Annotated in this window: 23 protein-coding genes; 10 read left to right on the top strand and 13 right to left on the bottom strand. The window is 64.2% G+C overall.

Features of this window, described 5'->3' with window-relative positions:
* Positions 1–375: 375 nt before the first annotated feature.
* Both H8A95_RS04895 and H8A95_RS04890 read right to left on the bottom strand, forming a co-directional pair.
* The gene (locus tag H8A95_RS04895; protein WP_163161617.1) at positions 376–1,137 is read right to left on the bottom strand and encodes an SDR family oxidoreductase; all 762 of its coding nucleotides are present in this window, start codon (positions 1,135–1,137) and stop codon (positions 376–378) included.
* A 12-nt stretch (positions 1,138–1,149) separates the two neighbouring features.
* Positions 1,150–1,911, bottom strand: coding sequence for a proteasome-type protease (locus H8A95_RS04890; RefSeq protein ID WP_229182168.1), 762 nt, complete (start codon positions 1,909–1,911; stop codon positions 1,150–1,152).
* A 302-nt stretch (positions 1,912–2,213) separates the two neighbouring features.
* On the opposite strand from H8A95_RS04890, the gene H8A95_RS04885 reads away from it, so the two are divergent.
* Positions 2,214–3,824: an ABC transporter substrate-binding protein gene (locus tag H8A95_RS04885; protein WP_229182167.1), complete on the top strand. Its 1,611-nt coding sequence runs from the start codon at positions 2,214–2,216 to the stop codon at positions 3,822–3,824.
* A 192-nt stretch (positions 3,825–4,016) separates the two neighbouring features.
* Here the strand turns inward: H8A95_RS04885 and H8A95_RS04880 are convergent, their stop codons facing one another.
* Together H8A95_RS04880 and H8A95_RS04875 are read right to left on the bottom strand one after the other, a co-directional pair.
* Positions 4,017–4,310 (bottom strand): GYD domain-containing protein, encoded by a 294-nt coding sequence (locus H8A95_RS04880; protein ID WP_229182166.1) that lies wholly within the window; start codon positions 4,308–4,310, stop codon positions 4,017–4,019.
* Positions 4,311–4,684: 374 nt separating this feature from the next.
* A complete protein-coding gene (locus H8A95_RS04875) occupies positions 4,685–4,903 on the bottom strand; it encodes a hypothetical protein (RefSeq protein ID WP_229182165.1) in 219 nt (72 codons plus the stop codon).
* 255 nt (positions 4,904–5,158) lie between these two features.
* Here H8A95_RS04875 and pdhA point away from each other — a divergent pair, with 255 nt between their 5' ends.
* From pdhA to H8A95_RS04860, 3 genes are read left to right on the top strand one after another with little or no spacing between them, the layout of a single operon-like run.
* A complete protein-coding gene (gene pdhA, locus H8A95_RS04870; RefSeq protein WP_229182164.1) occupies positions 5,159–6,169 on the top strand; it encodes a pyruvate dehydrogenase (acetyl-transferring) E1 component subunit alpha in 1,011 nt (336 codons plus the stop codon).
* A complete protein-coding gene (locus tag H8A95_RS04865) occupies positions 6,162–7,142 on the top strand; it encodes an alpha-ketoacid dehydrogenase subunit beta (protein WP_229182163.1) in 981 nt (326 codons plus the stop codon). The genes pdhA and H8A95_RS04865 overlap by 8 nt, the downstream gene beginning before the upstream one ends.
* A 20-nt stretch (positions 7,143–7,162) precedes the next feature.
* Positions 7,163–8,263: a dihydrolipoamide acetyltransferase family protein gene (locus H8A95_RS04860; protein WP_229182162.1), complete on the top strand. Its 1,101-nt coding sequence runs from the start codon at positions 7,163–7,165 to the stop codon at positions 8,261–8,263.
* A 21-nt stretch (positions 8,264–8,284) separates the two neighbouring features.
* Here H8A95_RS04860 and H8A95_RS04855 read toward each other — a convergent pair whose 3' ends face one another.
* From H8A95_RS04855 to H8A95_RS04840, 4 genes are all read right to left on the bottom strand, one after another.
* Positions 8,285–8,710 (bottom strand): carboxymuconolactone decarboxylase family protein, encoded by a 426-nt coding sequence (locus H8A95_RS04855; RefSeq protein ID WP_229182161.1) that lies wholly within the window; start codon positions 8,708–8,710, stop codon positions 8,285–8,287.
* 180 nt (positions 8,711–8,890) lie between these two features.
* Complete coding sequence (locus tag H8A95_RS04850) at positions 8,891–9,733, bottom strand: transglutaminase family protein (protein WP_229182160.1); 843 nt, start codon at positions 9,731–9,733, stop codon at positions 8,891–8,893.
* A 138-nt stretch (positions 9,734–9,871) separates the two neighbouring features.
* On the bottom strand, positions 9,872–10,816 hold the full coding sequence (locus H8A95_RS04845) for an alpha-E domain-containing protein (RefSeq protein ID WP_163161606.1): 945 nt from the start codon (positions 10,814–10,816) through the stop codon (positions 9,872–9,874).
* 8 nt (positions 10,817–10,824) lie between these two features.
* Positions 10,825–12,243, bottom strand: a complete 1,419-nt coding sequence (locus tag H8A95_RS04840; protein ID WP_076858580.1) for a circularly permuted type 2 ATP-grasp protein — start codon at positions 12,241–12,243, stop codon at positions 10,825–10,827.
* 224 nt (positions 12,244–12,467) lie between these two features.
* On the opposite strand from H8A95_RS04840, the gene H8A95_RS04835 reads away from it, so the two are divergent.
* From H8A95_RS04835 to H8A95_RS04825, 3 genes are all read left to right on the top strand, one after another.
* Entirely contained in the window at positions 12,468–13,220 is a 753-nt protein-coding gene (locus H8A95_RS04835) for a competence/damage-inducible protein A (RefSeq protein ID WP_229182159.1), read from the top strand.
* Between the two features lie 6 nt (positions 13,221–13,226).
* Positions 13,227–13,754, top strand: coding sequence for a xanthine phosphoribosyltransferase (gene gpt / locus H8A95_RS04830; RefSeq protein ID WP_092115219.1), 528 nt, complete (start codon positions 13,227–13,229; stop codon positions 13,752–13,754).
* A 143-nt stretch (positions 13,755–13,897) separates the two neighbouring features.
* Positions 13,898–14,521 (top strand): hypothetical protein, encoded by a 624-nt coding sequence (locus H8A95_RS04825; protein WP_229182158.1) that lies wholly within the window; start codon positions 13,898–13,900, stop codon positions 14,519–14,521.
* Between the two features lie 16 nt (positions 14,522–14,537).
* Here H8A95_RS04825 and H8A95_RS04820 read toward each other — a convergent pair whose 3' ends face one another.
* Positions 14,538–15,560 carry a methionine synthase gene (locus H8A95_RS04820; protein WP_229182157.1) on the bottom strand — a complete coding sequence of 341 codons (1,023 nt, stop codon included), beginning with the start codon at positions 15,558–15,560 and terminating at the stop codon, positions 14,538–14,540.
* A gap of 99 nt (positions 15,561–15,659) precedes the next feature.
* Between H8A95_RS04820 and H8A95_RS04815 the strand changes: the two genes are divergently transcribed.
* The 3 genes from H8A95_RS04815 to H8A95_RS04805 all read left to right on the top strand — a co-directional run bounded on the left by H8A95_RS04815 (position 15,660) and on the right by H8A95_RS04805 (position 18,081).
* On the top strand, positions 15,660–16,364 hold the full coding sequence (locus tag H8A95_RS04815) for a glutathione binding-like protein (RefSeq protein WP_229182156.1): 705 nt from the start codon (positions 15,660–15,662) through the stop codon (positions 16,362–16,364).
* 131 nt (positions 16,365–16,495) lie between these two features.
* Positions 16,496–17,107 carry a 2-hydroxychromene-2-carboxylate isomerase gene (locus H8A95_RS04810; protein WP_229182155.1) on the top strand — a complete coding sequence of 204 codons (612 nt, stop codon included), beginning with the start codon at positions 16,496–16,498 and terminating at the stop codon, positions 17,105–17,107.
* Positions 17,107–18,081, top strand: coding sequence for an NADPH:quinone oxidoreductase family protein (locus tag H8A95_RS04805; protein ID WP_229182154.1), 975 nt, complete (start codon positions 17,107–17,109; stop codon positions 18,079–18,081). The genes H8A95_RS04810 and H8A95_RS04805 overlap by 1 nt, the downstream gene beginning before the upstream one ends.
* Positions 18,082–18,162: 81 nt before the next feature.
* On the opposite strand, the gene H8A95_RS04800 is transcribed toward H8A95_RS04805, so the two are convergent.
* The 4 genes from H8A95_RS04800 to H8A95_RS04785 all read right to left on the bottom strand — a co-directional run bounded on the left by H8A95_RS04800 (position 18,163) and on the right by H8A95_RS04785 (position 22,443).
* Entirely contained in the window at positions 18,163–18,837 is a 675-nt protein-coding gene (locus H8A95_RS04800) for an alpha/beta hydrolase (RefSeq protein WP_229182153.1), read from the bottom strand.
* Positions 18,834–19,724, bottom strand: coding sequence for a crotonase/enoyl-CoA hydratase family protein (locus tag H8A95_RS04795; protein WP_229182152.1), 891 nt, complete (start codon positions 19,722–19,724; stop codon positions 18,834–18,836). The genes H8A95_RS04800 and H8A95_RS04795 overlap by 4 nt, the downstream gene beginning before the upstream one ends.
* 135 nt (positions 19,725–19,859) lie before the next feature.
* A complete protein-coding gene (locus H8A95_RS04790; RefSeq protein WP_229182151.1) occupies positions 19,860–21,278 on the bottom strand; it encodes an amidase in 1,419 nt (472 codons plus the stop codon).
* Positions 21,271–22,443, bottom strand: a complete 1,173-nt coding sequence (locus H8A95_RS04785; RefSeq protein ID WP_229182150.1) for a M20 aminoacylase family protein — start codon at positions 22,441–22,443, stop codon at positions 21,271–21,273. Before H8A95_RS04785 ends, H8A95_RS04790 begins: the two co-directional genes overlap by 8 nt.
* Between the last annotated feature and the right edge of the window lie 3 nt (positions 22,444–22,446).

Here is a 22,446-nt window from a genome sequence, read left to right as displayed (position 1 = left end):
GGGACTCTCCGCGAATGCGTCTCTCGCCGTCCTCGCGGAGACTCCCCCTCATCCCGACCTTCTCCCCGCAGGCGGGGAGAAGGGGAAGATCAGCCCCGGGCAAGCTTTCACGATTTCGGAATAATGGAAAAATACCGCTGAGTTGCCCGACGTGTCAAGTTGCCGAGTCGGTCGCTGGTAGCCGCCGGCTACTTTGCATGGGGTTGTTTTCGATATTTGACAGGTTCCCGACGCTGCAGGATGTGGAAAAGCTCAAGAAGGGGCCGCTCTCGCCACCCGTCATTGCGAGGAGCGAAGCGACGAAGCAATCCATCTATCCCCGAGAGGATCGATGGATTGCTTCGCTTCGCTCGCAATGACGGGAGTGGCGGTGGCTTAGCCCCGGCCGACGAACGGCATCTTGGTCGCCATGACAGTCATGAACAACACGTTGGCGTCGAGCGGCAGCCCGGCCATGTAGGCGACGGCGTCGCCGACCGCTTTCGCATCCATGCGCGGCTCGTGCTTGGTGGTGCCGTCCGGCTGCAGCACGCCGGGGCCGTTGACCATGCGGTCGGTCATCGGGGTCGCGGCATTGCCGATGTCGACCTGGCCGACCGCGATGTCATACATGCGGCCGTCGAGGTTGGAGGCCTTGGTGAGGCCGGTGATGGCGTGCTTGGTCGAAGTGTAGGCCGCCGAGAACGGCCGCGGCGCATGCGCCGAGATCGAGCCGTTGTTGATGATGCGGCCGCCGCGCGGGGTCTGGTCCTTCATGATGCGGAAGGCGTGCTGGGTGCACAGGAACGGCGCGGTGAGGTTGGTGTTGACGACGGCCTGCCACTGCTCGAGCGGCAGGTCCTCGAAATTCACCGGCGGCGCGCCCATGCCGGCATTGTTGAAGAGAACGTCGAGCCGGCCATAGGTCGCCTTCACCTTGTCGAACAGGGCTGCGATCGCGGCCGGGTTGGCCATGTCGGCGGTGACGCACAGGCTCTTGCCGGCGGGGCCGAGCTTGGCGGTCTCCTCCAGCATCTCCAGGCGGCGCCCGACCAGCACCACGGTGTAGCCCTTGTCCATCAGAGCGAGCGACGCGGCGCGTCCGACGCCGGTGCCGGCGCCCGTCACGAGTGCGATCTTGCTGGTTGCCTCAGTCATCCGAGTTTCCTCTTACTTGGTTTTTGCTTCGGTTTCGTTCTTGTAGGGTGGGCGTGGAATGTTCTGATGCGCCGCGCGCAGCGCAGCCGACCAGCGCGAGCGCAAATCGTGGAAATAGGGCTCGCCGGCCTCGATGCGGTGGTTGAGATCGGCCTCGCAGGCGTCGGTGCGCACCACCAGCACGTCGATCGGCAGGCCGACGCCGAGATTGGAGCGCATCGTCGAGTCCATCGAGATCAGTCCCGTTTTGAGCGCCTCATAGAGCTCGACGTCGTAGTGCATGGCGCGATCGAGCACCGGCTTGCCGTATTTGTGCTCGCCGATCTGCAAATACGGTGTGTCGGTGGTGCATTCGATGAAATTCCCGGCGGTGTAGACCATGAACAGGCGCATCCGCGACCCCTTGATCTGGCCGCCGAACAGGAACGAGACGTCGAAGGAGATATCTTCGGAGCGCAGCGCGTCGCCCTCGGTGGAATGCACCGAGCGGATGGCGCGGCCGATCCGCTGAGCCGCCTGGAACATGGTCGGGGCGTTCATCAGCGTCTCGAGCTCGCCGGTGTCCGGATTTTCCATGCCCTCAGTCAGGGTCGACAGCACCGACTGGCTGATCGCCAGATTGCCGGCGCTGGCGATCGCCATGATGCGCTCGCCGGGTGTCGAGAAGATGTGCAGCTTGCGGAAGGTCGAGACATTGTCGAGGCCGGCATTGGTGCGCGTATCGGCGATCATGACAAGGCCGTCTCGCACCAGAATTCCGCAGCAATAGGTCATTTCCAGTCCCCAACGATCCGAGTTTCTCGGCGCAGAACGTGTAGCCAATTTCGAGGTCGCATCCAACCCTAATTCCCCGTGACGGGACATGCGGTCGCTGGTCAAAAAGGGCAGAGGCCGATCGCGGAGACGGCCTGTCGGCGTCTGTTCCAGCCGACGGCTGCTCGGAATTGCGGGGCGACGGCCTTGCTCTGCGTTGCGCGCAGCCGGCAATGATCAGCGCCCCCTGTCATTGCGAGGCACCTGGCGTTGTGGTCGACTGCCTGCAATCGACAAGAACAAAAGAATTCCGGGAGGCGAGAATGTCGTTCAAACTGGCCGCATGCATCATGGCACTGGGTGTCGCGGCGATGGCCGCGAGCCCGGCATCGGCGCAGAAGAAGGGCGGCACGCTCCGGCTCTATCACAACGACAATCCGCCCTCGACCTCGCTGCTCGAGGAGTCCACGATCGCTTCGGTGATGCCGTTCGCGGCGGTCTTCAACAACCTCGTGGTGTTCGATCCGTCCAAGGTGCACGAAAGCATCGATACCGTGATCCCCGATCTCGCCGAGAGCTGGTCGTGGGATTCCACCAGCACAAAGCTCACCTTCAGGCTGCGCCACGGCGTGAAATGGCATGACGGCCAGCCGTTCACGGCCAGGGACGTCCAATGCACCTGGCGGATGCTGATCGGCAAGAGCGAGACCCAAGACTCCAAAACCCAGGACTTCAAGCGCAACCCGCGCAAGGTTTGGTACTCGAAGCTCAGGGACGTCAGCGTCAATGGCGACGATGAAGCGACCTTCGAATTGACCGAGCCGCAGCCCGGCCTGCTGGCGCTGCTCGCCAGCGCCTTCTCGGTGGTCTATCCCTGCCATGTGCCGCAGCAGGTGATGCGCACCAAACCGGTCGGCACCGGACCGTTCAAGTTCGTCGAGTTCCGGCGCGGCGATTCAATCCGTCTCGTCCGTAACCCGGATTACTTCAAGAAAGACCGGCCGTATCTTGACGAGATCGCGGTGCGCTCGATCGACAGCCGCGCCACGCGCATGCTGGCCTTCGCGACCGGCGACTACGACATCACCTTTCCGTCCGACGTCAGCATTCCCCTGATGAAGGACGTCAAGGCGCGGGCGCCGAACGCGATCTGCGAGATGACGTCGACCAATCTGCAGATCAATCTCCTGGTCAACCGCGTCAATCCGCCGTTCGACAATCCGGACATTCGCAAGGCGATGTCGCTGGCACTGGATCGCAAGGCCTTCAACAGTATCCTGTTCGAGGGCACCGGGCGGCTCGGCGGCGCGATGCAGGCAAGGCCGGAAGGCGAGTGGGGCATGCCGCCCGAGATACTGTCGACGTTGATGGGCTACGGTCCCGACAGCGAGAAGAACCTCGCGGACGCGCAGGCGATCATGCAGAAGCTCGGCTACAGCGATGCCAAGCCGCTGTCGATCAAGATCCAGACCCGCAATCTGCCGACCTATCGCGACCCGGCCGTGATCCTCGCCGACCAGCTCAAGAAGATCTACATCATAGCCGAGCTCGATATCCTGGATACGCCGCGCTGGTACTCGCGGCTGCAACGCAAGGATTACACGATCGGCCTCAACGTCACCGGCGTCAGCGTCGACGATCCCGACGGCAATCTGGTCGAGAACTATTCCTGCAACTCGGAGCGCAACTACACCCAGTATTGCAATGCCGAGGTCGACAAACTGCTCGCGGCGCAGTCGCGCGAGGTCGACAAGGACAAGCGCCGCAAGATCGTGTTCGACATCGAGCGCCTCTTGGTCGACGACGCCGCGCGGCCGGTCATCCTGCACTCATCGGCCGGCAATTGCTGGCAGCCCTACGTGAAGAACTTCCATCCGCACGACAACAGCCAGTACAACAATCTGCGTTTCGAGGACGTCTGGCTGGACAAGTGACGCATCTGCCCCGCTGGCAACGACATGCGCCGTCGTCCTCGTGCGTTTCGCGTCTTCACTCATTCACGTGACCAGGAGCGGGTGGCTGTTCCTGCGCACACGCGTGGTCCCCGGGCTGATCGCCGGCTGCCAAGGTTGCGGCGGCACCCGTCAGTCAGACCGCGTAGGGATCCATTGGGATATCCGAAGCCGCTACGGGAGCTCGGATATCAGCTTGGTCCACTCGGCCTCGGGCCACGCCCGCGAGGTGCAGGTTCGAATGTTTCCCATTGAGCTGAGGGCAAGCGCGAGTTTTGTAATGCTGTCGCCGAGGGGCGCTTCGGCGAGGAGAAGAATGTCATGCTCGCCGGAGGTGAGATAGACCTCCTTGATTTCGACACCGAGCTTCTGGGCGAGTTCTCTCGCCGCTCGGCTGCGCTTGGGAGCTTCCTTGACGTTACGAATTCCCTGGTCGGTCCAGTCGATCCTCAATATGAATGTTGCCATGTCGTCCTCCAAGGGTTGTGCATTCCCTTGTCTGCCGCGTGCGCGGCAGGCGAACTTGCTTCACGTTGGAGTTGAAGGAGCGCCACATAAGGCAGGCGCTGCTTTCAGACTGAGATGCCTGCCGATGGCCTGACCGCTGCCCGTTCTGTCAAACGGCGACGTCGGCCCGTCCCGTCTCAAAGAGCAGCTCGGTGCAGACTACGCCATGTCCTTTGCTCGAGAAAGAGGCTCCCCGTGTTGTGATCGGAAACGCGCGGCGAGGCTCGGCGATCAAAATTTCGCGTAAGCGACGGCGCTGTGTCGTGATCACACGCTGCGCACGAGGATGACGGCCGCACGAGGCCTTCGCGAGCCGGGCTGCCATCTGGCGCAAGTCAGGTGTGGGTGTAGTCGCCGGGTTTCAATCCGAGCGCTTTCACAGCCGCTTCGGGAAGCGGCCCCCAGGCTTCGATCGTTTCATTCGGGGCCATCATGTCCGCAATGATCGCCGTGGCCTTCGCCGCGTCTCCTTCAGCCACGAAGAAGACCGAGCGAACAGGCGGACCGCCGCCCAACGGCGCAGTTGTTACGAGGACAACCTGACCATTTGCCATGTTCTTTTATACCGCTATGGCAGCGCTGTTTCCACGGATCTCATGGATCGATCCCAGCGATCCGGCCGCCGACCGGGCGCCAAAAGCGAAGCTGCTCCCGTATTGCATCGTCGTGGCTCGAACACCAAATAGCAGAATGGGACGCAGAACCGCTCCAGGAGCGAGAGCGTGGCCAGCAAGAGAGCAAGCGAAGAGCTCCCCGTTATTGCGCGCTTTGAGGTGCGCCGCCGCAATTGCCTCGCGCCGGACGGCTCGATGATCCGGCCGCTTCCCGCCTTCGCCACCGACGCCAGGTTAGTTGTCGAGCTTTACCAGTCGATGGTGCTCCTGCGCCTGTTTGACCGAAAGGCTGTTGCATTGCAGCGTACCGGTCGGCTGGGAACCTATGCCGTTTCGCTCGGCCAGGAAGCGGTGTCGGTCGGTGTCGCCAGTGCGATGCGGGAAGATGATGTTCTGCTGCCCTCCTATCGCGACAATGGCGCGTTGCTCTGGCGTGGCGTCAAGCTGGAGGAGATCCTGCTTTTCTGGGGCGGCGATGAACGGGGCAATCAATTCTCCGGTCCTGTCCACGATTTCCCGTTCTGCGTTCCGGTCGGATCACAGGCGCCGCATGCCGCCGGTGTCGCCTATGCCTTCAAGCTGCGCAGGGAGCCGCGTGTCGCCGTCTGCCTGTTCGGCGACGGCGCCACCTCGAAAGGCGATGTCTACGAAGCCATGAATTTTGCCGGCGTGCACAAATTGCCACTTGTGTTCGTCGCCACCAATAATCAATGGGCCATTTCGGTACCGTTGCGGCTGCAGACCGCTTCTGAAACGTTGGCCCAGAAGGCCATCGCTGCCGGATTCAGCGGCGAGCAGGTGGACGGGTGTGACGTGGTGGCGATGCGCGCCGCGGCCGAGGAGGCCATTCTCGCTGCCCGCGACGGCAAGGGGCCTCACTTCATCGAAGCGGTCACCTACCGGCTCGGCGATCACACGACGTCCGATGATGCACTGCGTTATCGTTCGGCCGACGAAGTCCAGGCACATTGGAAGGAGGAGCCGATCGCGCGCCTCAGGTCCTATCTTGTGAGGCAGAAGATGTGGACCAAGGCGGACGAGGAGCAGCTTGCCGCCGAGTGCCATGAGCGGATCGAGGCGGCGGTGCAGCGCTATCTGACGATGCCGCCGCGCCGGCCAGAGACCATGTTCGACAATCTCTATGCCGATCTGCCCGAGGCGTATGCCGCGCAGCGTCGCAAACTCGCGGGAGAGGACGATGCCTGAAGTGACGTTGGTCGAAGCCATCAATCTGGCGCTCGGCCGCGCCATGGCGGACGATCCCGACGTGGTCGTGCTCGGCGAGGATGTCGGCGTCAATGGCGGCGTCTTCCGCGCGACCGTCGGCTTGCAGGAGCGCTTCGGTCCGGAGCGCGTCCTCGATACGCCGCTTGCCGAGCTCCTGATCAGCGGGCTCTGCGTCGGCATGGCCGCGCAGGGGCTGAAGCCCGTCGGCGAAATCCAGTTCATGGGATTTATTTATCCCTGTCTCGATCAGCTGGTGAATCACGCATCACGGATGCGCAATCGTACCCAGGGACGACTCACCTGTCCGATGGTCCTGCGCACGCCGCATGGTGCCGGCATTCGCGCGCCCGAGCATCATTCCGAAAGCACCGAGGCGATGCTCGCCCACATTCCGGGCTTGCGTGTCGTCATGCCTTCGTCGCCGGAGCGCGCCTATGGACTTCTGCTCGCCGCGATCCGCGATCCCGATCCGGTAGTATTCCTGGAGCCGACGCGGTTGTACCGCGCGGCGAAAGGCGAGGTGGATGACAACGGCGAAGCCTTGCCGCTCGATCTCGCCTTTATCCTGCGGGAGGGGCGCGACGTCACGCTGATCAGCTGGGGCGCGATGCTGAAGGAAACGATGGCCGCAGCGGACGCGCTTGCCGACGAGGGCATCGCTGCCGAGGTTATCGACCTCGCCACGCTCAAGCCCTACGATGAAGACACCGTGCTCGGTTCGGTCACAAAGACCGGGCGCTGCGTCATCGTGCATGAGGCCGCGCACACCGGCGGATTTGGTGCGGAGATCGCCGCCCTGATCGCCGAGCGCGGACTATCCTCGCTGCTCGCACCCGTGACCCGCGTTACCGGCTACGACACGATCGTCCCGATGGCTCGCCTTGAACAGAGCTACATGCCGTCGGTCGGACGCATCGTGGCCGCCGCCCGAAAGGCCTGCCAGTACAACTGAACACCGACGGACCTCGTCCCATGCGCCAGTTCACGTTGCCGGACCTTGGTGAAGGTCTTGAAGAAGCGGAGATCGTCACGTGGTACGTCAACGAAGGCGACCACGTCGTGACCGACCAGCCGCTCGTCTCGGTCGAGACCGACAAGGCGGTGGTCGAGATACCGGCGCCGTCGAGCGGACGCATCGCGCGCCTGTTCGGTGCCAAGGGCGATATCGTGAAGGTCGGCGCGCCGCTCGTGGAGTTTGCTGAAGGCGCCGGGGAGGACACCGGCACGATTGTGGGTGACCTCGGCGGTGGCGAGCCACGGTCGACGGCAGCAGCTCCTTCGACGCCGCCGAGCGGGGAGGCAGCTCAGGTGTTTCCGGCGGTGCGCGCGCTCGCGCGCAAGCTTGACGTCGCGCTTGATCTCGTCGAGGCGACGGGGCCCGGCGGCACCATCACGCGGGGCGACGTCGAAAGGGCGGCGAAGCGGATGTCTCACAGCGGACCCGCCGAGCCGCTGCGCGGCTTGCGTCGCGCGATGGCCCAACGCATGACGGCAGCGCACGCGGAAATCGTCCCGGCAACGGTCACCGATGAAGCGGACATCCAGGAGTGGCGGCAGGGCGAGGATGTGACAATCCGCCTGGCGCGGGCGATCGCCGCCGCCTGCAAGGCAGAGCCCGCACTCAATGCCTGGTATCATTCCGGCGCCGGAGAACGGCGCTTGATCGAGCGCATCGATCTCGGCATCGCCGTCGACACCGGCGGCGGCCTGATCGTTCCCGTGCTGCGCAACGTCGCGGAACGGAGCGTATCGGACTTGCGGGCCGGACTCGACCGTCTGCGAGCCGACGCAATCGCACGTGCGATACCCCCGGAAGAGCTGCGCGGCGCGACGATCACGTTGTCGAATTTCGGCATGATCGGAGGCCGGTTTGCCAATCTCATCATCGTGCCGCCGCAGACGGCGATCGTCGGCGCCGGGCGCATATCGGAGCGCGTGGTCGCGCTTCGGGGAGAGGTTGCGGTCCGGCGCACGCTGCCGCTATCGCTGACATTCGACCATCGGGTGGTGACGGGCGGCGAAGCGGCCCGTTTCCTGGTTACCCTCAAGACCGACGTCGAGCGCATTTCGTGACATCACTCATTCGCGAGAGCGTCACGGCTCCTGCCTTTGTCCCGCCGGTGCATCGACGAGGAACGCGTCGTCCACCGGCACGCCGAGCGCGGTGACCAGCCGGTTGGTCTCGGCGGCCATGCCGACGATCGCCAGCATTTCCTGATACTCGGCCTCGGTCATGCCTTTGGCGCGGGCGGCTGCAGTGTGCGAATGGATGCAGTAGCTGCAGCCATGGGCTACCGAGACCGCAACATAGAGCATTTCCTTGACCTTCGGATCGAGTGCTCCGGGCGCCATCACCTCCTTGATGCTCTCCCAGGTTCGCCGCAGGGTCTTCGGATCATGCGCGAGCGCGCGCCAGAAATTGTTGATGAAGTCCGATTTTCGCGTCGCGCGGATGTCGTCGAAGACGGCGCGCGCCTCGGCTGAGAGCTCGTCGTCGGAGAGCAGTTTTACGGTGGCCATGGTGTGTCTCGCTGTTGGATTTGATACGGCCGCGATCGTCGCGCGCTGGTAGCTTACCATCGTCATTCCGGGGCGCGCCTCTTGGCGCGAGCCCGGAATCCATTTCTCCGCATGGTGGTGGCACGATGGATTCCGGGCTCTCGCTCCGCGAGCCCCGGAATGACGTGGAAAGAATGGGGTCTACGACTGCGTCTGGCTCTGCCACTGCCCGGGGCGTCCGGCCTGATCGACCTTGACCGCGACTGTCAGTGTCTCGTTGCCGCCGCCATAGCGGGTGCCGCGGACCGGGGCGGCGCCGAGATAGTCGAGCCCGATCGCGACGCGGGCATGGGCGTCGGTGGTACAGATGCCGTTGGCGGCGTCGAAGCCGATCCAGCCGAGGTCGGGCACGAAGGCCTCGGCCCAGGCGTGGCCGGCCTGCTGGTTGACCATGCCGTCGGAGCGCAGGAAGTGACCGGAGACGAACCGCGCCGGAACGCCGCCGGCGCGCGCGCAGGCGATCAGGATGTGGGCGTAGTCCTGGCAGACGCCGCGCTTCAGCGCGAACGCCTCGGAGGCCGAGGTGGCACTGTTGGTCGGGTCCTCGTCGAAGGTCATGTGCTCGTAGATCTGCGACATCAGCGCATGCAGGAAGCCGAGCACGTCGTTGCCTGCTTCCGCGCGCAGCTCGCGCACGAGACTCGTCATCGCCGGGTTGAGATCGGTCAGCGACGTGGGGCGCAGGAACAGGCTCGGCGGAAACCGCTCGTCGCTGCCCTTGAGTACGCCGCCGGTGTCCTGGGTCTCGACCAGGCCCTCGCAATGGATGGTGAGGTCGCTGATGGCGCCGTGTGTCAGCACATGGGTGACGTTGCCGAAGGCGTCCTCATGGGTATCGAGCCGGGAATCGGTCGAGACGTCGATCTGCCAATCCGCGACATACTGGCCGTCATGGCTGCCCGGCGTCATCCGCAGAATCTGGATCACGCCCGAGGCCGCCGGCTCGTAGCGATAGGTGGTGGTATGGGCTATCCGCAGGCGCATGGTCGATCAACTGCAGTTGGGATCGTCATGCCCGGACTTGTTCCGGGCATCCACGTCTTTCTTCCTAATCGCCCTTCAAAGCAAGACGTGGATGGCCGGGTCAAGCCCGGCCATGACGAGATTTTGCGTCAAAATCGGTCAGATCAGATACTGCTTGGTGATGATCTCACCCAGCCGTGAGTTATCCGCGATGAATTCCTGGATGAATTCGTGCACGCCGTGCTGGAAAATGTCGTCCATATGGCTGTGCTCGAGCCGGTTCCTGATGCCGCGGGCGTGGCGCTGGGACGCGCCCTGGCGGCCATAGGCGACGCCGATCTGGTCCAGATTGCGCACCAGATTGCTGTAGCAGCTGGCAAGCGAGCGCGGCAGCGTGTCGTTGAGGATCAACAGGTCGGCGATCAGCCAGGGTTTTAAGGTTTCCCGGTAGACCCAGTGATAGGCGGTCGTTGCCGACACCGAGCGCAGGATCGAGGTCCACTGGTAGTAGTCCAGCGGGCCGCCGACATGCTCTTCCTCGGGCAGCAGCATGTGATACTTCACGTCGAGAATGCGGGCGGTGTTGTCGGCGCGCTCGAGATGCACGCCCAGTCGCGAGAACCAGTAGGCGTCGTTGCGCAGCATGGTCCGGTAGGCCGAACCATCGAAGCGCAGCGAGGTCTCCTGCACGAAGCGCAGGAATTTCGCCAGCTCCTCGCGGTTGGCGGGACCTTTGTTCCAGACCGCCTGCAGCTCGATCCAGGCCGAGTTGATGGTGTCCCACATCTCCGACGTCAGTGCTGTTCGTACCGAGCGCGAATTGAGCCGCGCCGCCTCGATGCAGTTCTTGATCGAGGCGGGATTTTCGTCCGAGAAGGAGAGGTACTCGATGACGTTTCGCTCGTTCGCCTCTTCGTAGTGGTCGTAGAAGGCGGCGCCGACGCCCGCGGTGAGCAGCGCGGAATCCCACTCATTGGTCTTGCCGACATAGGCCGCGGGCAATGCGGTGACGCGTAACGTGGCGTCGATCGTGCGGGCCAGATATTCGGCGCGTTCGACATAACGGGCCAGCCAGAACAGGTTTTCAGCGGTGCGCGACAGCATGCTTTCAACTACTCGCTCAGTATCCAGGTGTCCTTGGTGCCGCCGCCCTGGCTCGAATTGACCACGAGCGAGCCTTCCTTCAGCGCCACCCGCGTCAGCCCGCCGGGCACGATGGTGGTGTGGCTGGAGCCGGTCAGCACGAATGGGCGGAGATCGACATGGCGCGGCGCCAGACCCTTGTCGGTGCAGGTCGGGCAGGTCGACAGCGCCAGCGTCGGCTGCGCGATGAAACCTTCCGGCTCGCGCTTGAGCTTGTCGCGGAACGCCTCGATGGTCGCCTTGGTGGCGGCGGGGCCGATCAGCATGCCGTAGCCGCCCGAGCCGTGCACCTCCTTGACGACGAGGTCGGCGAGGTTGTCGAGCACGTAGGACAGATCCTGCGGTTCGCGGCAGCGCCAGGTCTGCACGTTCTTCAGGATCGGCTCCTCGCTGAGGTAGAACTTCACGATGTCGGGCATGTAGGAATAGATCGCCTTGTCGTCGGCGATGCCGGTGCCGACCGCGTTGGCGAGCGTGATGTTGCCGGCCGCGTAGGCCGACATCAGTCCGGGGACGCCGAGCGCGGAATCCGGACGGAAGGTGAGGGGATCGAGGAAGTCGTCGTCGACGCGCCGGTAGATCACGTCGACCCGCTTCAGCCCCTCGGTGGTGCGCATGAACACCTCGTCGTTCTTGACGATGAGGTCGCGCCCCTCGACCAGCTCGATGCCGAGCTTGTCGGCCAGGAAGGAGTGCTCGTAATAGGCCGAGTTGTAGACGCCCGGCGTCATCAGCGCGACCGTCGGCTCGGCGGAAGCGTTGTGCGGCGCCACCGACCGCAGCGCCGACAGCAGTTCGTCCGGATAGCGTTCGACCGGTGCTACGCGGTGACGCGAAAACAGGTCCGGAAACAGCCGCATCATGATCTCGCGGTTTTCCAGCATGTAGGAAACGCCGGACGGCGTGCGTGCATTGTCCTCCAGCACGATGAAGTTGTCGGGGTCGGTGCGGATGATGTCGATGCCGGCGATGTGGACGTAGATGTCGTGCGGCACGTCCTGGCCGTTCATCTCCGGCCGGAACACCGGGTTCTGGAAGATCAGGTCTTCGGGGATGATGTTGGCGCGCAGGATGTCGCGGCCGTGATAGATGTCCTTGAGGAACATGTTCAGCGCGAGCACGCGCTGCTTCAGGCCCTTCTCCAGCAGCGTCCACTCGGTCGCCGACATGATGCGCGGGATGACGTCGAACGGGATCAGCCGCTCCTGGGCTTCGGAATCGCCATAGACCGCGAAAGTGATGCCGATCCGGCGGAACAGCAGCTCCGCTTCCTGGCGTCGATATTCGAGCGCATCCGGTGGCGTCTCTTTGAGCCAGCGGGAGAGCTCCTGGTAGGCCGGGCGAAGATCCTCGCCGAGGCCGTTCATCTCATCGAACGCGACTGCCATATATCCCGACTGCCCTCCCAAGCCATGTGACACAGTGCATGACTTGATGGGATGGTAGCAAGGGGCGGGCCAGCGCGATATGCATTGGCTTGTGGCATTTGCTAAGGGGTATCCGGAAGGCTGCCCGAAAAACCGGCTGAGGTCTGCTTAATTCGGCGGCAAAACCCCGTGACATCAAGGCATTGGATCGGCAATGTCAGGGGATCAAGTTAGGGAATGAGACCATGAGCGAGATCGTCACGGCGGGGATATTGGTGATCGGCGACGAGATCCTGTCCGGCCGGACCAAGGACAAGAATATCGGCTTCATCGCCGAATACCTGACCAATATCGGCATCGACCTGAAGGAAGTCCGCGTCGTCGCCGACGACGAGGCCGATATCGTGTCGGCCCTTGATGCGCTGCGGCATAGATACAATTACGTGTTCACCACCGGCGGCATCGGGCCGACCCATGACGACATCACCGCCGACAGCGTGGCGAAAGCGTTCGGGGTCGAGATCCACCATCATCCTGACGTGGTGGCGCGGTTCAGGGAGCGCTGGAGTGAGCAGGACCTCAACGAGGCGCGGCTGCGGATGGCCCGGGTGCCCGACGGCGCCGAGCTGATCCAGAGCGCGACCATCCTGGCGCCCGGCTTCAAGCTCGGCAATGTCATCGTGATGGCCGGCATCCCCACCATCATGCAGGCGATGATGGACATCGTGGCGCCGACCCTGAAATCCGGCGTGCGGATGCTGTCGGACTCGGTCCGCGCCGACGCGCGGGAAGGCGACATCGGCGGCCCGTTACGGGCGATCGCCGAAGCCAATCCCGACACCATCATCGGCAGCTATCCGTTCCAGGACGAGAACCAGAAGCCGAACACCAATCTGGTGGTGCGCTCGCGCGATCCCGAGAAGCTCGCCGCCGCGATGGCCGCGGTGAAGGAGATGTTGAAGCAGGTGCAGGCCGCGCAGAAGAAGCCGGCGGGTTGAGGCGACATGGTTGAACGAAATTCTGAACAGAATGCGCAGGATCGGGCCGGCAGGCCGTTCCCGGTCTCGTGGGATCAATTCCATCGGGATTGCCGGGCGCTGACCTGGCGTCTCAACGAGGTCGGCCCGTTCCACGCGGTGATCGCGATCACCCGCGGCGGGCTGGTGCCGGCGGCGATCGTGGCGCGCGAGCTCGGCTTGCGGGTGATCGATACCGTCTGCGTCGCGAGCTACGACCATGACAAGCAGGGCGACCTGAAAGTGCTCAAGGGCATTTCGGAGCAGACCGCCAAGCTCGGTGGCGGCACCGGCAAGGGGCTCTTGATCGTCGACGACCTCGTCGATACCGGCAAGACCGGCAAGCTGGTGCGCGAGATGCTGCCCGACGCGCATTTCGCCACGGTCTATGCCAAGCCGAAGGGACGGCCGCTGGTCGACACCTACATCACCGAGGTGTCGCAGGACACCTGGATATTCTTCCCCTGGGACACCGCGCTGTCGTTCCAGCCGCCGATCCGCGACGGCGCGGCTTGAGGTAGCTGTCATTGCGAGCGCAGCGAAGCAATCCATGCCGCCGCATATGCGGTACGATGGATTACTTCGTCGCTTCAGCGCAAAATTGCCTTGCAATTTTGTCGCGAGCTCCTCGCAATGACGATCGTGGTTAGAGCTGTGCCATGCCCCTGCAAAACCGCGTCACCCCCACCGGCGACATCGTCGCGTCAGAAAATCGCGGCACTTTCACCGGCAATCGCGGCATCATCCACGATCCCGCGACACGGACGCTTTTGAACAAGCGCTGGTCGTCGCCGGCGTGGCTCACCTGCGTCTGCGAGTTCGGGGGACGGCGGCGTGAGGTGATGAGCCGGCGAAGCTGGACCGAGCTGTTCTTCCTCGACGAAGCCACCGCGTTCGCAGCCGGACACCGGCCCTGCTTCTACTGCCGCCGTGACGACGCCAACCGGTTTCGCGCCGCATGGGAGACGGGCAACGGCGTCGGCGATCTCAGCGCCAAGGCGATGGATGCGGTGCTGCATGCCGAACGGCTCGACCGCGGCAAGAAGCGGCTGCATGAGCTACCGATGTCGCTCGATCAGTTGCCCGACGGGACGATGGTGCAGGCGAACGAGAAAAGCTATCTCGTCGCCGGTGGCAAGACACTGTGCTGGTCGTTCGCCGGCTACAACCGGGCCGATGTGACCACGCCCGCAATGCTGCTGACGCCGCCGTCGACCGTCCGTGCATTCCAGTCCGGCTATCGGCCGGTGCTGCACCCGAGCGCGGCGGCTGCTTTGGGCTGAGCCGCCGGCGCTGCGCTTACGCCAGCCGCTGTCGCGCCAGCTTGGCGCCAGCGCCAAGTGCGATCAGCTTGGCTTCGGCGATGTCCCGCCGCATCGGCGCCATGCCGCAATTGGTGGTCGCGATGATGTTGCCCTTCGGCACGTGCTTCGCCACCGCCTCGATCACCTTGACGACATCTTCCGGGGTCTCGATTTCGTCGCTGGCGACGTCGATCACGCCGGCCTGCACGATCTTGCCGGGCAGTGCTGCGAGCAGCTCGATCGGTACCTTCGAGTTGCGGCATTCGATCGCGACCTGCTGGATCGTGCTCTTGTCGATCACGGGGAAGGTCTCTTCATACTGCCGCCATTCGCCGCCGAGCGTCTGCTTCCAGTCGGTGTTGGCCTTGATGCCGTAGCCGTAGCAGATGTGCACGGCAGTAGCGCAGGTCAGGCCTTCGGCGGCGCGCTCCAGCGCCTTGATGCCCCAGTCGCGCACCTCGTCCATGTAGACGTTGAACGCAGGCTCGTCGAACTGGATCATGTCGACGCCGTCGGCCTGCAACGCCTTGGCTTCCTGGTTCAACAGCTCCGCGAAAGCGAACGCCATCTTGACGCGGTCGCCGTAATATTTGTCGGCGATGGTGTCGATGATCGTCATCGGGCCGGGCAGGGTGAACTTCAGCCTGTTCCTGGTGTGGGCGCGCGCCGCGCGCGCTTCGCCTTCATGGACGCGGCCCTTGAGCTGCAACGGCGCGACCAACTGCGGCACCATCGCTTTGTAGCGGTCCTTGCGGATGCCCATCTCGACCTTGTGGGCGAAATCGATGCCCTCGATCCGCTCCAGAAAACCGTGCACGAAATGCTGGCGCGCCTGCTCGCCCTCGGTGACGATGTCGACGCCGGCATCCTCTTGCAGCTTGACCGCAAGCACGGTGGCGTCGCGCTTGGCGCGGGCCAGCTCGGCGCCTTCCGATTTCCAGGGTGCCCACAGCATGTTCGGTTCGGCGAGCCATTCCGGCTTCGGCAGCGAGCCTGCGATCGTGGTTGGAAACAGCATGGGTGCCTCCCGGTGGGTTCTGATTGAGCGCCTGTGTGCCATGTCCTAGAGTGGAGGTACAGAACAACAAAAGTCTTTGTGATGGGGATTGGGACGCCGATGATCGACCTGCACTACGCGCCGACGCCGAACGGCTGGAAGATCTCGATCATGCTGGAGGAACTGGGGCTACCTTACAAGGTGATCCCGGTGAACATCCGCGCCGGCGAGCAGTTTCGGCCGGAATTCCTGGCGATCAGCCCGAACAACCGCATTCCCGCGATCGTCGACCATCAGCCTTCCGACGGCGGCGGACCGTTCTCGGTGTTCGAGACCGGCGCGATCCTGATCTATCTCGCCGACAAGGCCGGCCGCTTCCTGTCGAACGAGCTGCGTGCGCGGTCGAACGTCATCCAATGGGTAATGTGGCAGATGAGCGGGCTCGGGCCGATGCTCGGCCAGCACGGCCATTTCGCGCTCTATGCGGCCGAGAAGATCCCGTACGCGATCGAGCGCTACCGCGACGAGACGGCGCGGCTCTACGGCGTGCTCGACCGCCAGCTCGGCAAGACCGGCGCCTATCTCGCCGGCGACGATTATTCGATCGCCGACATCGCCTGCTTCCCCTGGACCATGACCCACAAGGCGCAGGGCTTCACCCTCGACGACTATCCGAACATCAAGCGCTGGTACGCGACCGTGCGCGCTCGCCCGCAGGTGCAGGCCGGGCTTGCGATCGGAAAATTCGTCAAGGAGCCGTTCGACGAGGAATCACGCAAGAACATGTTCGGCCAAAAGGCTAGAGAAGTGTTGGGGAAACAGTAGATGTTCCCACGCCGTCATTGCGAGCGAAGCGAAGCAATCCATCGCGCCACATGCGGAGACATGGATTGCTTCGTCGCTTCGCTCCTCGCAATGACGGAGGGTAGAGTGCACACATAACAAAGGGAAACGCCATGATCGAATTCTTCTTCGACTGTTCCAGCCCGTGGACTTACCTCGCCTGGCACAACATCCAGCCGATCGCGAAGGAGTTCGATACGCCGATCAGCTGGCGGCCGATCCTCGTCGGCGGCATCTTCAACACGGTCAATCCGTCGGTCTACGCGCAGCGCGAGACGCCGGTGCCGTTGAAGGCGCGCTACATGAAGAAGGATCTCGCCGACTGGGCGCGCTCGGCGGGCCTTGCGATCAAGATGCCGCCGACCGTATTCCCGGTGAACAGCGTCAAGGCGATGCGCGGCTGCATCTGGCTCGGCAACGACAAGATGGTGCCGTTCGCCCGTGCTGTGTTCGAGGCCTATTGGGGTGACGACAAGGATATCTCCCAGGATGCCGTGCTGAGCGAGATCTGCACCAAGCTCGGGATCGATCCGGCGCAGTTCCTTGCCGGCATCGGCGATCAGGCGATCAAGGACCAGCTCAAGGCCAACACCGAGGAGGTGATGGCGCGCGGCGGCTTCGGCTCGCCCACGATCTATCTCGACAAGACCGACATGTATTTCGGCAACGACCGCCTGCCGCTGATCCGCGAGGCGCTGGCCCGTCTCAAGGCGCGGGCTGCCTGATGCCGAAAGCCGTCGTTTGCCGCGAGCTCGGCCCGCCCGAGCGTCTTCAGCTCGAGAGTTTCGCCTCGGTGGCTTTGCAGCCGGGGCAGGTGCGCGTTGCGATCCGTGCCGCCGGGATCAATTTCCCCGACATCCTGATGGCTGCCGGCGAGTACCAGCTCAAGCCGCCGCTGCCGTTCACGCCGGGCTCGGAGGCTGCCGGCGACATTGTCGAAGTTAAAGATGCCGCAGGCGTTGCCGTTGGCGACAAGGTGATCGTCAAGATGCGCTTCGGCGGCTATTGCGATGAGACGGTCGCCGTGCCGTCGCAGCTCGTGCCGGTGCCGTCGACCTTCGACTATGCCGAAGGCGCGACTTTCCTTGCCGCGCACGGCACCGCGTATCACGCGCTGATCGATCGCGGGCAGATCAAGCCGGGCGAGGTGCTGCTGGTGCATGGCGCCGGCGGCGGCGTCGGGCTTGCCGCAGTCGAGATCGGCAAGCTGCTCGGCGCCACCGTGATCGCGGCGGCCTCGTCCGAGGAGAAGCTTGCGATTGCCAAACAACGTGGCGCGGATCATCTCGTGCTCTATGCGCGCGAGCCGTTCCGTGACGCCGTCAAGCGCCTCACCGACGGTCGCGGTGCCGACGTCGTGTTCGATCCCGTCGGTGGCGAGGTGTTCGAGAACTCGATGCGCTGCATCAACTGGGGCGCGCGGATTCTCGTCGTCGGCTTCACCGGCGGCATCGGTCTCGCCCGCACCAATCTCTTGATGATCAAGGGCGCGAGCGTGCTCGGCGTCCGCGCCGGCGAGGCGGTGCGCAAGGACCCCGCACTCGGCGAGGTCAGGTTCAAGGCGCTCAGCGAATGGGCCGAGGCCGGCCGGGTGCGGCCCAATATCTCACACCGGCTGCCGCTGGAAGACTACGCGAAGGCGATGCGGCTCCTGATCGAACGCAAGGCCATCGGCCGTGTGGCGTTGATGATGCGATAGAGGTGCGTAGGGCGGGTTAGCCGTAAGGCGTAACCCGCCGCGTCTGCCGAGAAGCGGTGGATTACGCTTCGCTAATCCACCCTACGATTTTGTGAAATTCCCGCCTTTCAAGAACGCAATCGTCTGCGCGATCGCCTCGGCGTTACGCACCAGCCAGGGATGCGAGGTGCGGATCACGATGTGGTCGGCCATGCCGTCGAGCCTGGTGTTGGCGACCGACACCCGGCCGTCATGCGGCCGCGGCAGGCCCATCGATGTGATCGGATAGACCGAGCGGTTGCCGGCGATGATCCCGGCCGGATAATCGATCGCCGGCAGCAGCGCGCTCGTCGCGGCATCGCGGCGGGTGACGAGCTGCTGGCCGGCTGGGCCGAACAAGGCGCGATAGGCAGCGAGGTTTTTCAGGCGATCGGCGATCTCGCTGCCGCCATTCGGCGTGCCCAGCATCACGACGCGGCCGAGCCGCGCCGGGCGATATCTTGCCAGATAGACGCGTGCCAGCAGACCGCCCATCGAATGGCAGACGAAATGCACGGAGCCGTCGAGGCTGCGCGCGAACGGATCGAGCGAGGAGTGGATGTCCTCTGCCAGCGCATCAAGTGGCTTGCGTCGGCTGTCATAGTCGAGATTGAGGGTGGCAAAGCCGGCATCGCCGAGCGCCAGCTCCATCCTGCGAAACGAGCGCGCCGTCCTGCTGATGCCGTGCAGCAGGACGACGCCGTCAGATGTCGACGCCGGGTGACGCCGTTCGCTCACTTATAGTCGCGCTCTTGCCACCACGGGAAATAGTCGGGCATGTCCGACGACACCTTGTTCTTGAACTGCGCCGGGCGCTTTTCCAGGAACGACACCACGCCTTCCTTGACGTCCTCGGAGCGGCCGCGGGCATAGATGCCGCGGCTGTCGACCTTGTGCGCTTCCATCGGATCGTCGGCGCCCAGCATGCGCCACATCATCTGGCGGATCAGCGCCACCGACACCGGCGCGGTCTTGGCCGCGAACTCCTTGGCGAGCGCGCGCGCGGTCGGCAACAGCTGGTCCGGCGGCACCACCTTGCTGACGAGCCGGCCGGCGAGCGCTTCCTGTGCCGGGAACACGCGGCCCGAGTAGCACCACTCCAGCGCCTGCGAGATGCCGACGATGCGCGGCAGGAACCAGCTCGACGCGGCCTCCGGTACGATGCCGCGCTGGGAGAACACGAAGCCGAAGCGCGCGGCCTCAGACGCGATGCGGATATCCATCGCAAGCTGCATCGTGACGCCGATGCCGACCGCCGGACCGTTCACCGCGGCGATGACCGGCTTCAGGCATTTGAAGATGCGCAGCGTCACCTGGCCGCCACCATCGCGCACCTGCGGATCGCTGTAGTCGACGCTGCCGTCGGCATTGCGCTTGACCGGGCCGCGCCGCGCATCGCGGTCGAACGTGTTGGCGCCGGAGGAGAGGTCGGCGCCGGCGCAGAAGCCGCGGCCTTCACCGGTCACGATGATCGCCCTGACCTCGTCGTCCTTGTCGGCTTTGTCGAACGCGTCGATCAGCTCCTGCTGCATCGTGGCGTTGAAGGCGTTGAGCTTGTCGGGCCGGTTCAGCGTGATGGTCAGGATCTGCTCGGCGACCTCGTACTTGATCGTCTCATACGCCATGGGGATGATTTCCTCTCGGTTTTCTTGAATGAACGGCGCAGGCGCGCGTCTCCATTCAGTTAACCCGGCAATCATCCCTTGTGAAGAAGTCGGATGCGCGGCGTCGCTCCGCGCATCCTGACTTGCGTTGAGGCGCTACTTCTTCGGCGGTATCGGCCACGGCTTCTGCGGGCCGCGCAGGCTTTCGAACGCCTTGCCCATGCCGAGCACGCCGATGTCGTCGAAACGGCGGCCGATGATCTGGACACCGATCGGAAAACCCTTCTTGTCATAGCCGCCGTTGATCGACAGCGCTGGATTCTCCGACATATTCCACGGCACGGTAAAGCAGATGTGCTCGAACGGCTTTGCCGGGTCGTTGAGCGGTGCTGCGAACTCCGCCGGGAAGTTCACGACCGGCGACACCGGCGAGATCACGTAATCGACCTCGCAGAACAGCTTTGCCGCGGCCGCGCGGATCGCCATCGTCTGGTTGAAGCCGCGCACCACGTCGACGCCGGAGAGTTTTGCGCCGGCCTCGGCCCAGTTGAGGATATAGGGCAGGGTCTTGCCGCGATCGGCTTGCGACAATTTCGACAGCTCGTCCCAGGTCCGCGCACGCCAGAAATTGTCGAGCCCCTCGAGCATCTCAGGCGTCAGGATGCCGTCGATCTCGGTGATGACGGCGCCGGCGGACTCGAACGCCTTCGCCGCCTTGACGACGACCTCGCGAACCTCCTTCTCGACCTTCTGGCCGGATCCGGCATCCAGCATCAGCCCGATGCGCAGCTTGCGCGGCGACTTCTCCAGCGCCTTCCAGTTCACCTCGAGCGCCGGCAGGCTCATGCCGTCGCGGCGATCAGGGCGCGACAGCACGCTCATCATCAGAGCGGCGTCGTCGACGGTGCGGGTCATCGGCCCCGCGACGCGGCCGACATAGGGCGGGTCGATCGGCACGCGGCCGAGGCTCGGCTTCAGCGCGACGAGGCCGCACCAGCTGGCCGGCAGCCGCACCGAGCCGCCGATATCGGTGCCGAGATGCAGTGGGCCGTAGCCGGCAGCACCGGCCGCGCCCGCGCCGGAGCTCGAGCCGCCGGGGTTCTTGCTGACATCCCAGGGATTGCGGGTGAGGGGATGGAACGACGACAGCCCCGACGACAGCATGCCGTAGTCCGGCATCGTGGTCTTGGAGAAGATCACGCAGCCCGCTTCGCGCAACCGCGCGGCAGGTGGCGCATCCTTTTCCGCCGGCGCAAGCTTGACGCTCGCCGCACCCAGCGGCACCGGCTGCCCCTTGGTCGCGACGTTGTCCTTGATGGTGACGGGCACGCCGTCAAGCGTGCCGGCCGGCTCGGCCTGCTGCCATCGCTCGGTCGAGGTCTTGGCGACCTTCCGCGCCTCGTCGGGGTCATACAGATAGAGCGCCTTGATTTGCGGCTCCCAGGTTGCGACCTGGGAGATGATTTCCTCCAGCACCTCGGACGGGGAGAACTGCTTGGCACGATAGCCGGCGAGCAGGTCGACGGCCGAGAGATCGTGCAGCGACGTGATGGCGTCCCCTTTCAGCTTATGCATGCGCACCTGCCGGCATGCGTTTCTCGATGATGCGGGCGAACATGCTGGCGCCGATCGGCAGGATCTTGTCGTCGAGAACGTAACCGGGATTGTGCACGGGCACTGAACCGTCATGGCCGACCCAGAAATACGCACCGGGAACGGCCTGCATCATGTCTGCGAAATCCTCGCTGCCCATCTTGGGCGTCGAGCGGGTGATCACCTTGGCGGGATCGACCACCGTGCGTGCGACTTCCTCGACGACACGGGACTGCTCCTCCTGATTGACCAGCACGCTGAAGCCGTCGCGGATCTCAACCGAGATTTCGGCGTCATATGCGGCGGCAAAGCCGGCACAGATTTCGCGCATGCGCTTGCGGATCAGCGCGCGGATCTCCTCGGAGAAACAGCGCACCGTGCCGCACATCCAAGCGTCCCCGGGAATGACGTTGTAAGCCGAACCGGAATGGATCTGGGTGATCGACAGCACCGCTGCCTGCAGCGGATCGACGTTGCGGCTGACGATCGACTGCAGCGCCTGTCCAAGCGTCATCGCGATCACCACCGCGTCCTTGGAGCGTTCCGGCATCGCGCCATGGGCGCCATAGCCCTGGATCTTGATGTCGAAGAAGTCGGCGGCGGCCATTGCCGGGCCCGGCAGGATCGCGATCTCGCCATGGTTCAGGTCGGGCGCGTTGTGCAGGCCATAGACCTCGTCGCAGGGGAACTGCTTGAACAGCCCGTCCTTGATCATGGCGCGGGCGCCGCCGAGGCCTTCCTCGGCCGGTTGGAAGATGAAGTGCACCGTGCCGTCGAAATTGCGGGTCTCGGCGAGATAGCGCGCCGTGCCGAGCAGCATCGTGGTGTGGGCGTCATGGCCGCAGCCATGGAAACGGCCGGGAATTGTCGAACGCCACTTCAGATTGGTGTTTTCTTCCATCGGCAGCGCGTCCATGTCGGCGCGCAGGCCGATCTTCTTGGTGCTGTTGCCCTTGCCCTTGAGCACGCCGACCACGCCGGTGCCGCCGAGGCCGCGATGCACCTCGATGCCCCAGCTCGTCAGCCTGTCGGCGACGATGCCGGAGGTACGGACCTCCTCGAAGCCGATCTCGGGATGCGCATGCAGATCCCGTCTGATGGCGGTGAGTTCGTCGGCAAAACTGTCGATGCGCTCAATGGTCGGCATGGT

The sequence above is a fragment of the Bradyrhizobium oropedii genome (genome assembly GCF_020889685.1).
Lineage (GTDB): Bacteria > Pseudomonadota > Alphaproteobacteria > Rhizobiales > Xanthobacteraceae > Bradyrhizobium > Bradyrhizobium oropedii.
Note: the sequence above shows the minus strand (reverse complement) of the source record. Positions and strands in the feature narration are given on the sequence as shown.

Coding starts and splice junctions, on each gene's coding strand:
- H8A95_RS04895 (WP_163161617.1), bottom strand. CDS start 1,137: ATGACTGAGGCAACCAGCAAGATCGCACTCGTGACGGGCGCCGGCACC.
- H8A95_RS04890 (WP_229182168.1), bottom strand. CDS start 1,911: ATGACCTATTGCTGCGGAATTCTGGTGCGAGACGGCCTTGTCATGATC.
- H8A95_RS04885 (WP_229182167.1), top strand. CDS start 2,214: ATGTCGTTCAAACTGGCCGCATGCATCATGGCACTGGGTGTCGCGGCG.
- H8A95_RS04880 (WP_229182166.1), bottom strand. CDS start 4,310: ATGGCAACATTCATATTGAGGATCGACTGGACCGACCAGGGAATTCGT.
- H8A95_RS04875 (WP_229182165.1), bottom strand. CDS start 4,903: ATGGCAAATGGTCAGGTTGTCCTCGTAACAACTGCGCCGTTGGGCGGC.
- pdhA (WP_229182164.1), top strand. CDS start 5,159: ATGATCCGGCCGCTTCCCGCCTTCGCCACCGACGCCAGGTTAGTTGTC.
- H8A95_RS04865 (WP_229182163.1), top strand. CDS start 6,162: ATGCCTGAAGTGACGTTGGTCGAAGCCATCAATCTGGCGCTCGGCCGC.
- H8A95_RS04860 (WP_229182162.1), top strand. CDS start 7,163: ATGCGCCAGTTCACGTTGCCGGACCTTGGTGAAGGTCTTGAAGAAGCG.
- H8A95_RS04855 (WP_229182161.1), bottom strand. CDS start 8,710: ATGGCCACCGTAAAACTGCTCTCCGACGACGAGCTCTCAGCCGAGGCG.
- H8A95_RS04850 (WP_229182160.1), bottom strand. CDS start 9,733: ATGCGCCTGCGGATAGCCCATACCACCACCTATCGCTACGAGCCGGCG.
- H8A95_RS04845 (WP_163161606.1), bottom strand. CDS start 10,816: ATGCTGTCGCGCACCGCTGAAAACCTGTTCTGGCTGGCCCGTTATGTC.
- H8A95_RS04840 (WP_076858580.1), bottom strand. CDS start 12,243: ATGGCAGTCGCGTTCGATGAGATGAACGGCCTCGGCGAGGATCTTCGC.
- H8A95_RS04835 (WP_229182159.1), top strand. CDS start 12,468: ATGAGCGAGATCGTCACGGCGGGGATATTGGTGATCGGCGACGAGATC.
- gpt (WP_092115219.1), top strand. CDS start 13,227: ATGGTTGAACGAAATTCTGAACAGAATGCGCAGGATCGGGCCGGCAGG.
- H8A95_RS04825 (WP_229182158.1), top strand. CDS start 13,898: ATGCCCCTGCAAAACCGCGTCACCCCCACCGGCGACATCGTCGCGTCA.
- H8A95_RS04820 (WP_229182157.1), bottom strand. CDS start 15,560: ATGCTGTTTCCAACCACGATCGCAGGCTCGCTGCCGAAGCCGGAATGG.
- H8A95_RS04815 (WP_229182156.1), top strand. CDS start 15,660: ATGATCGACCTGCACTACGCGCCGACGCCGAACGGCTGGAAGATCTCG.
- H8A95_RS04810 (WP_229182155.1), top strand. CDS start 16,496: ATGATCGAATTCTTCTTCGACTGTTCCAGCCCGTGGACTTACCTCGCC.
- H8A95_RS04805 (WP_229182154.1), top strand. CDS start 17,107: ATGCCGAAAGCCGTCGTTTGCCGCGAGCTCGGCCCGCCCGAGCGTCTT.
- H8A95_RS04795 (WP_229182152.1), bottom strand. CDS start 19,724: ATGGCGTATGAGACGATCAAGTACGAGGTCGCCGAGCAGATCCTGACC.
- H8A95_RS04790 (WP_229182151.1), bottom strand. CDS start 21,278: ATGCATAAGCTGAAAGGGGACGCCATCACGTCGCTGCACGATCTCTCG.
- H8A95_RS04785 (WP_229182150.1), bottom strand. CDS start 22,443: ATGCCGACCATTGAGCGCATCGACAGTTTTGCCGACGAACTCACCGCC.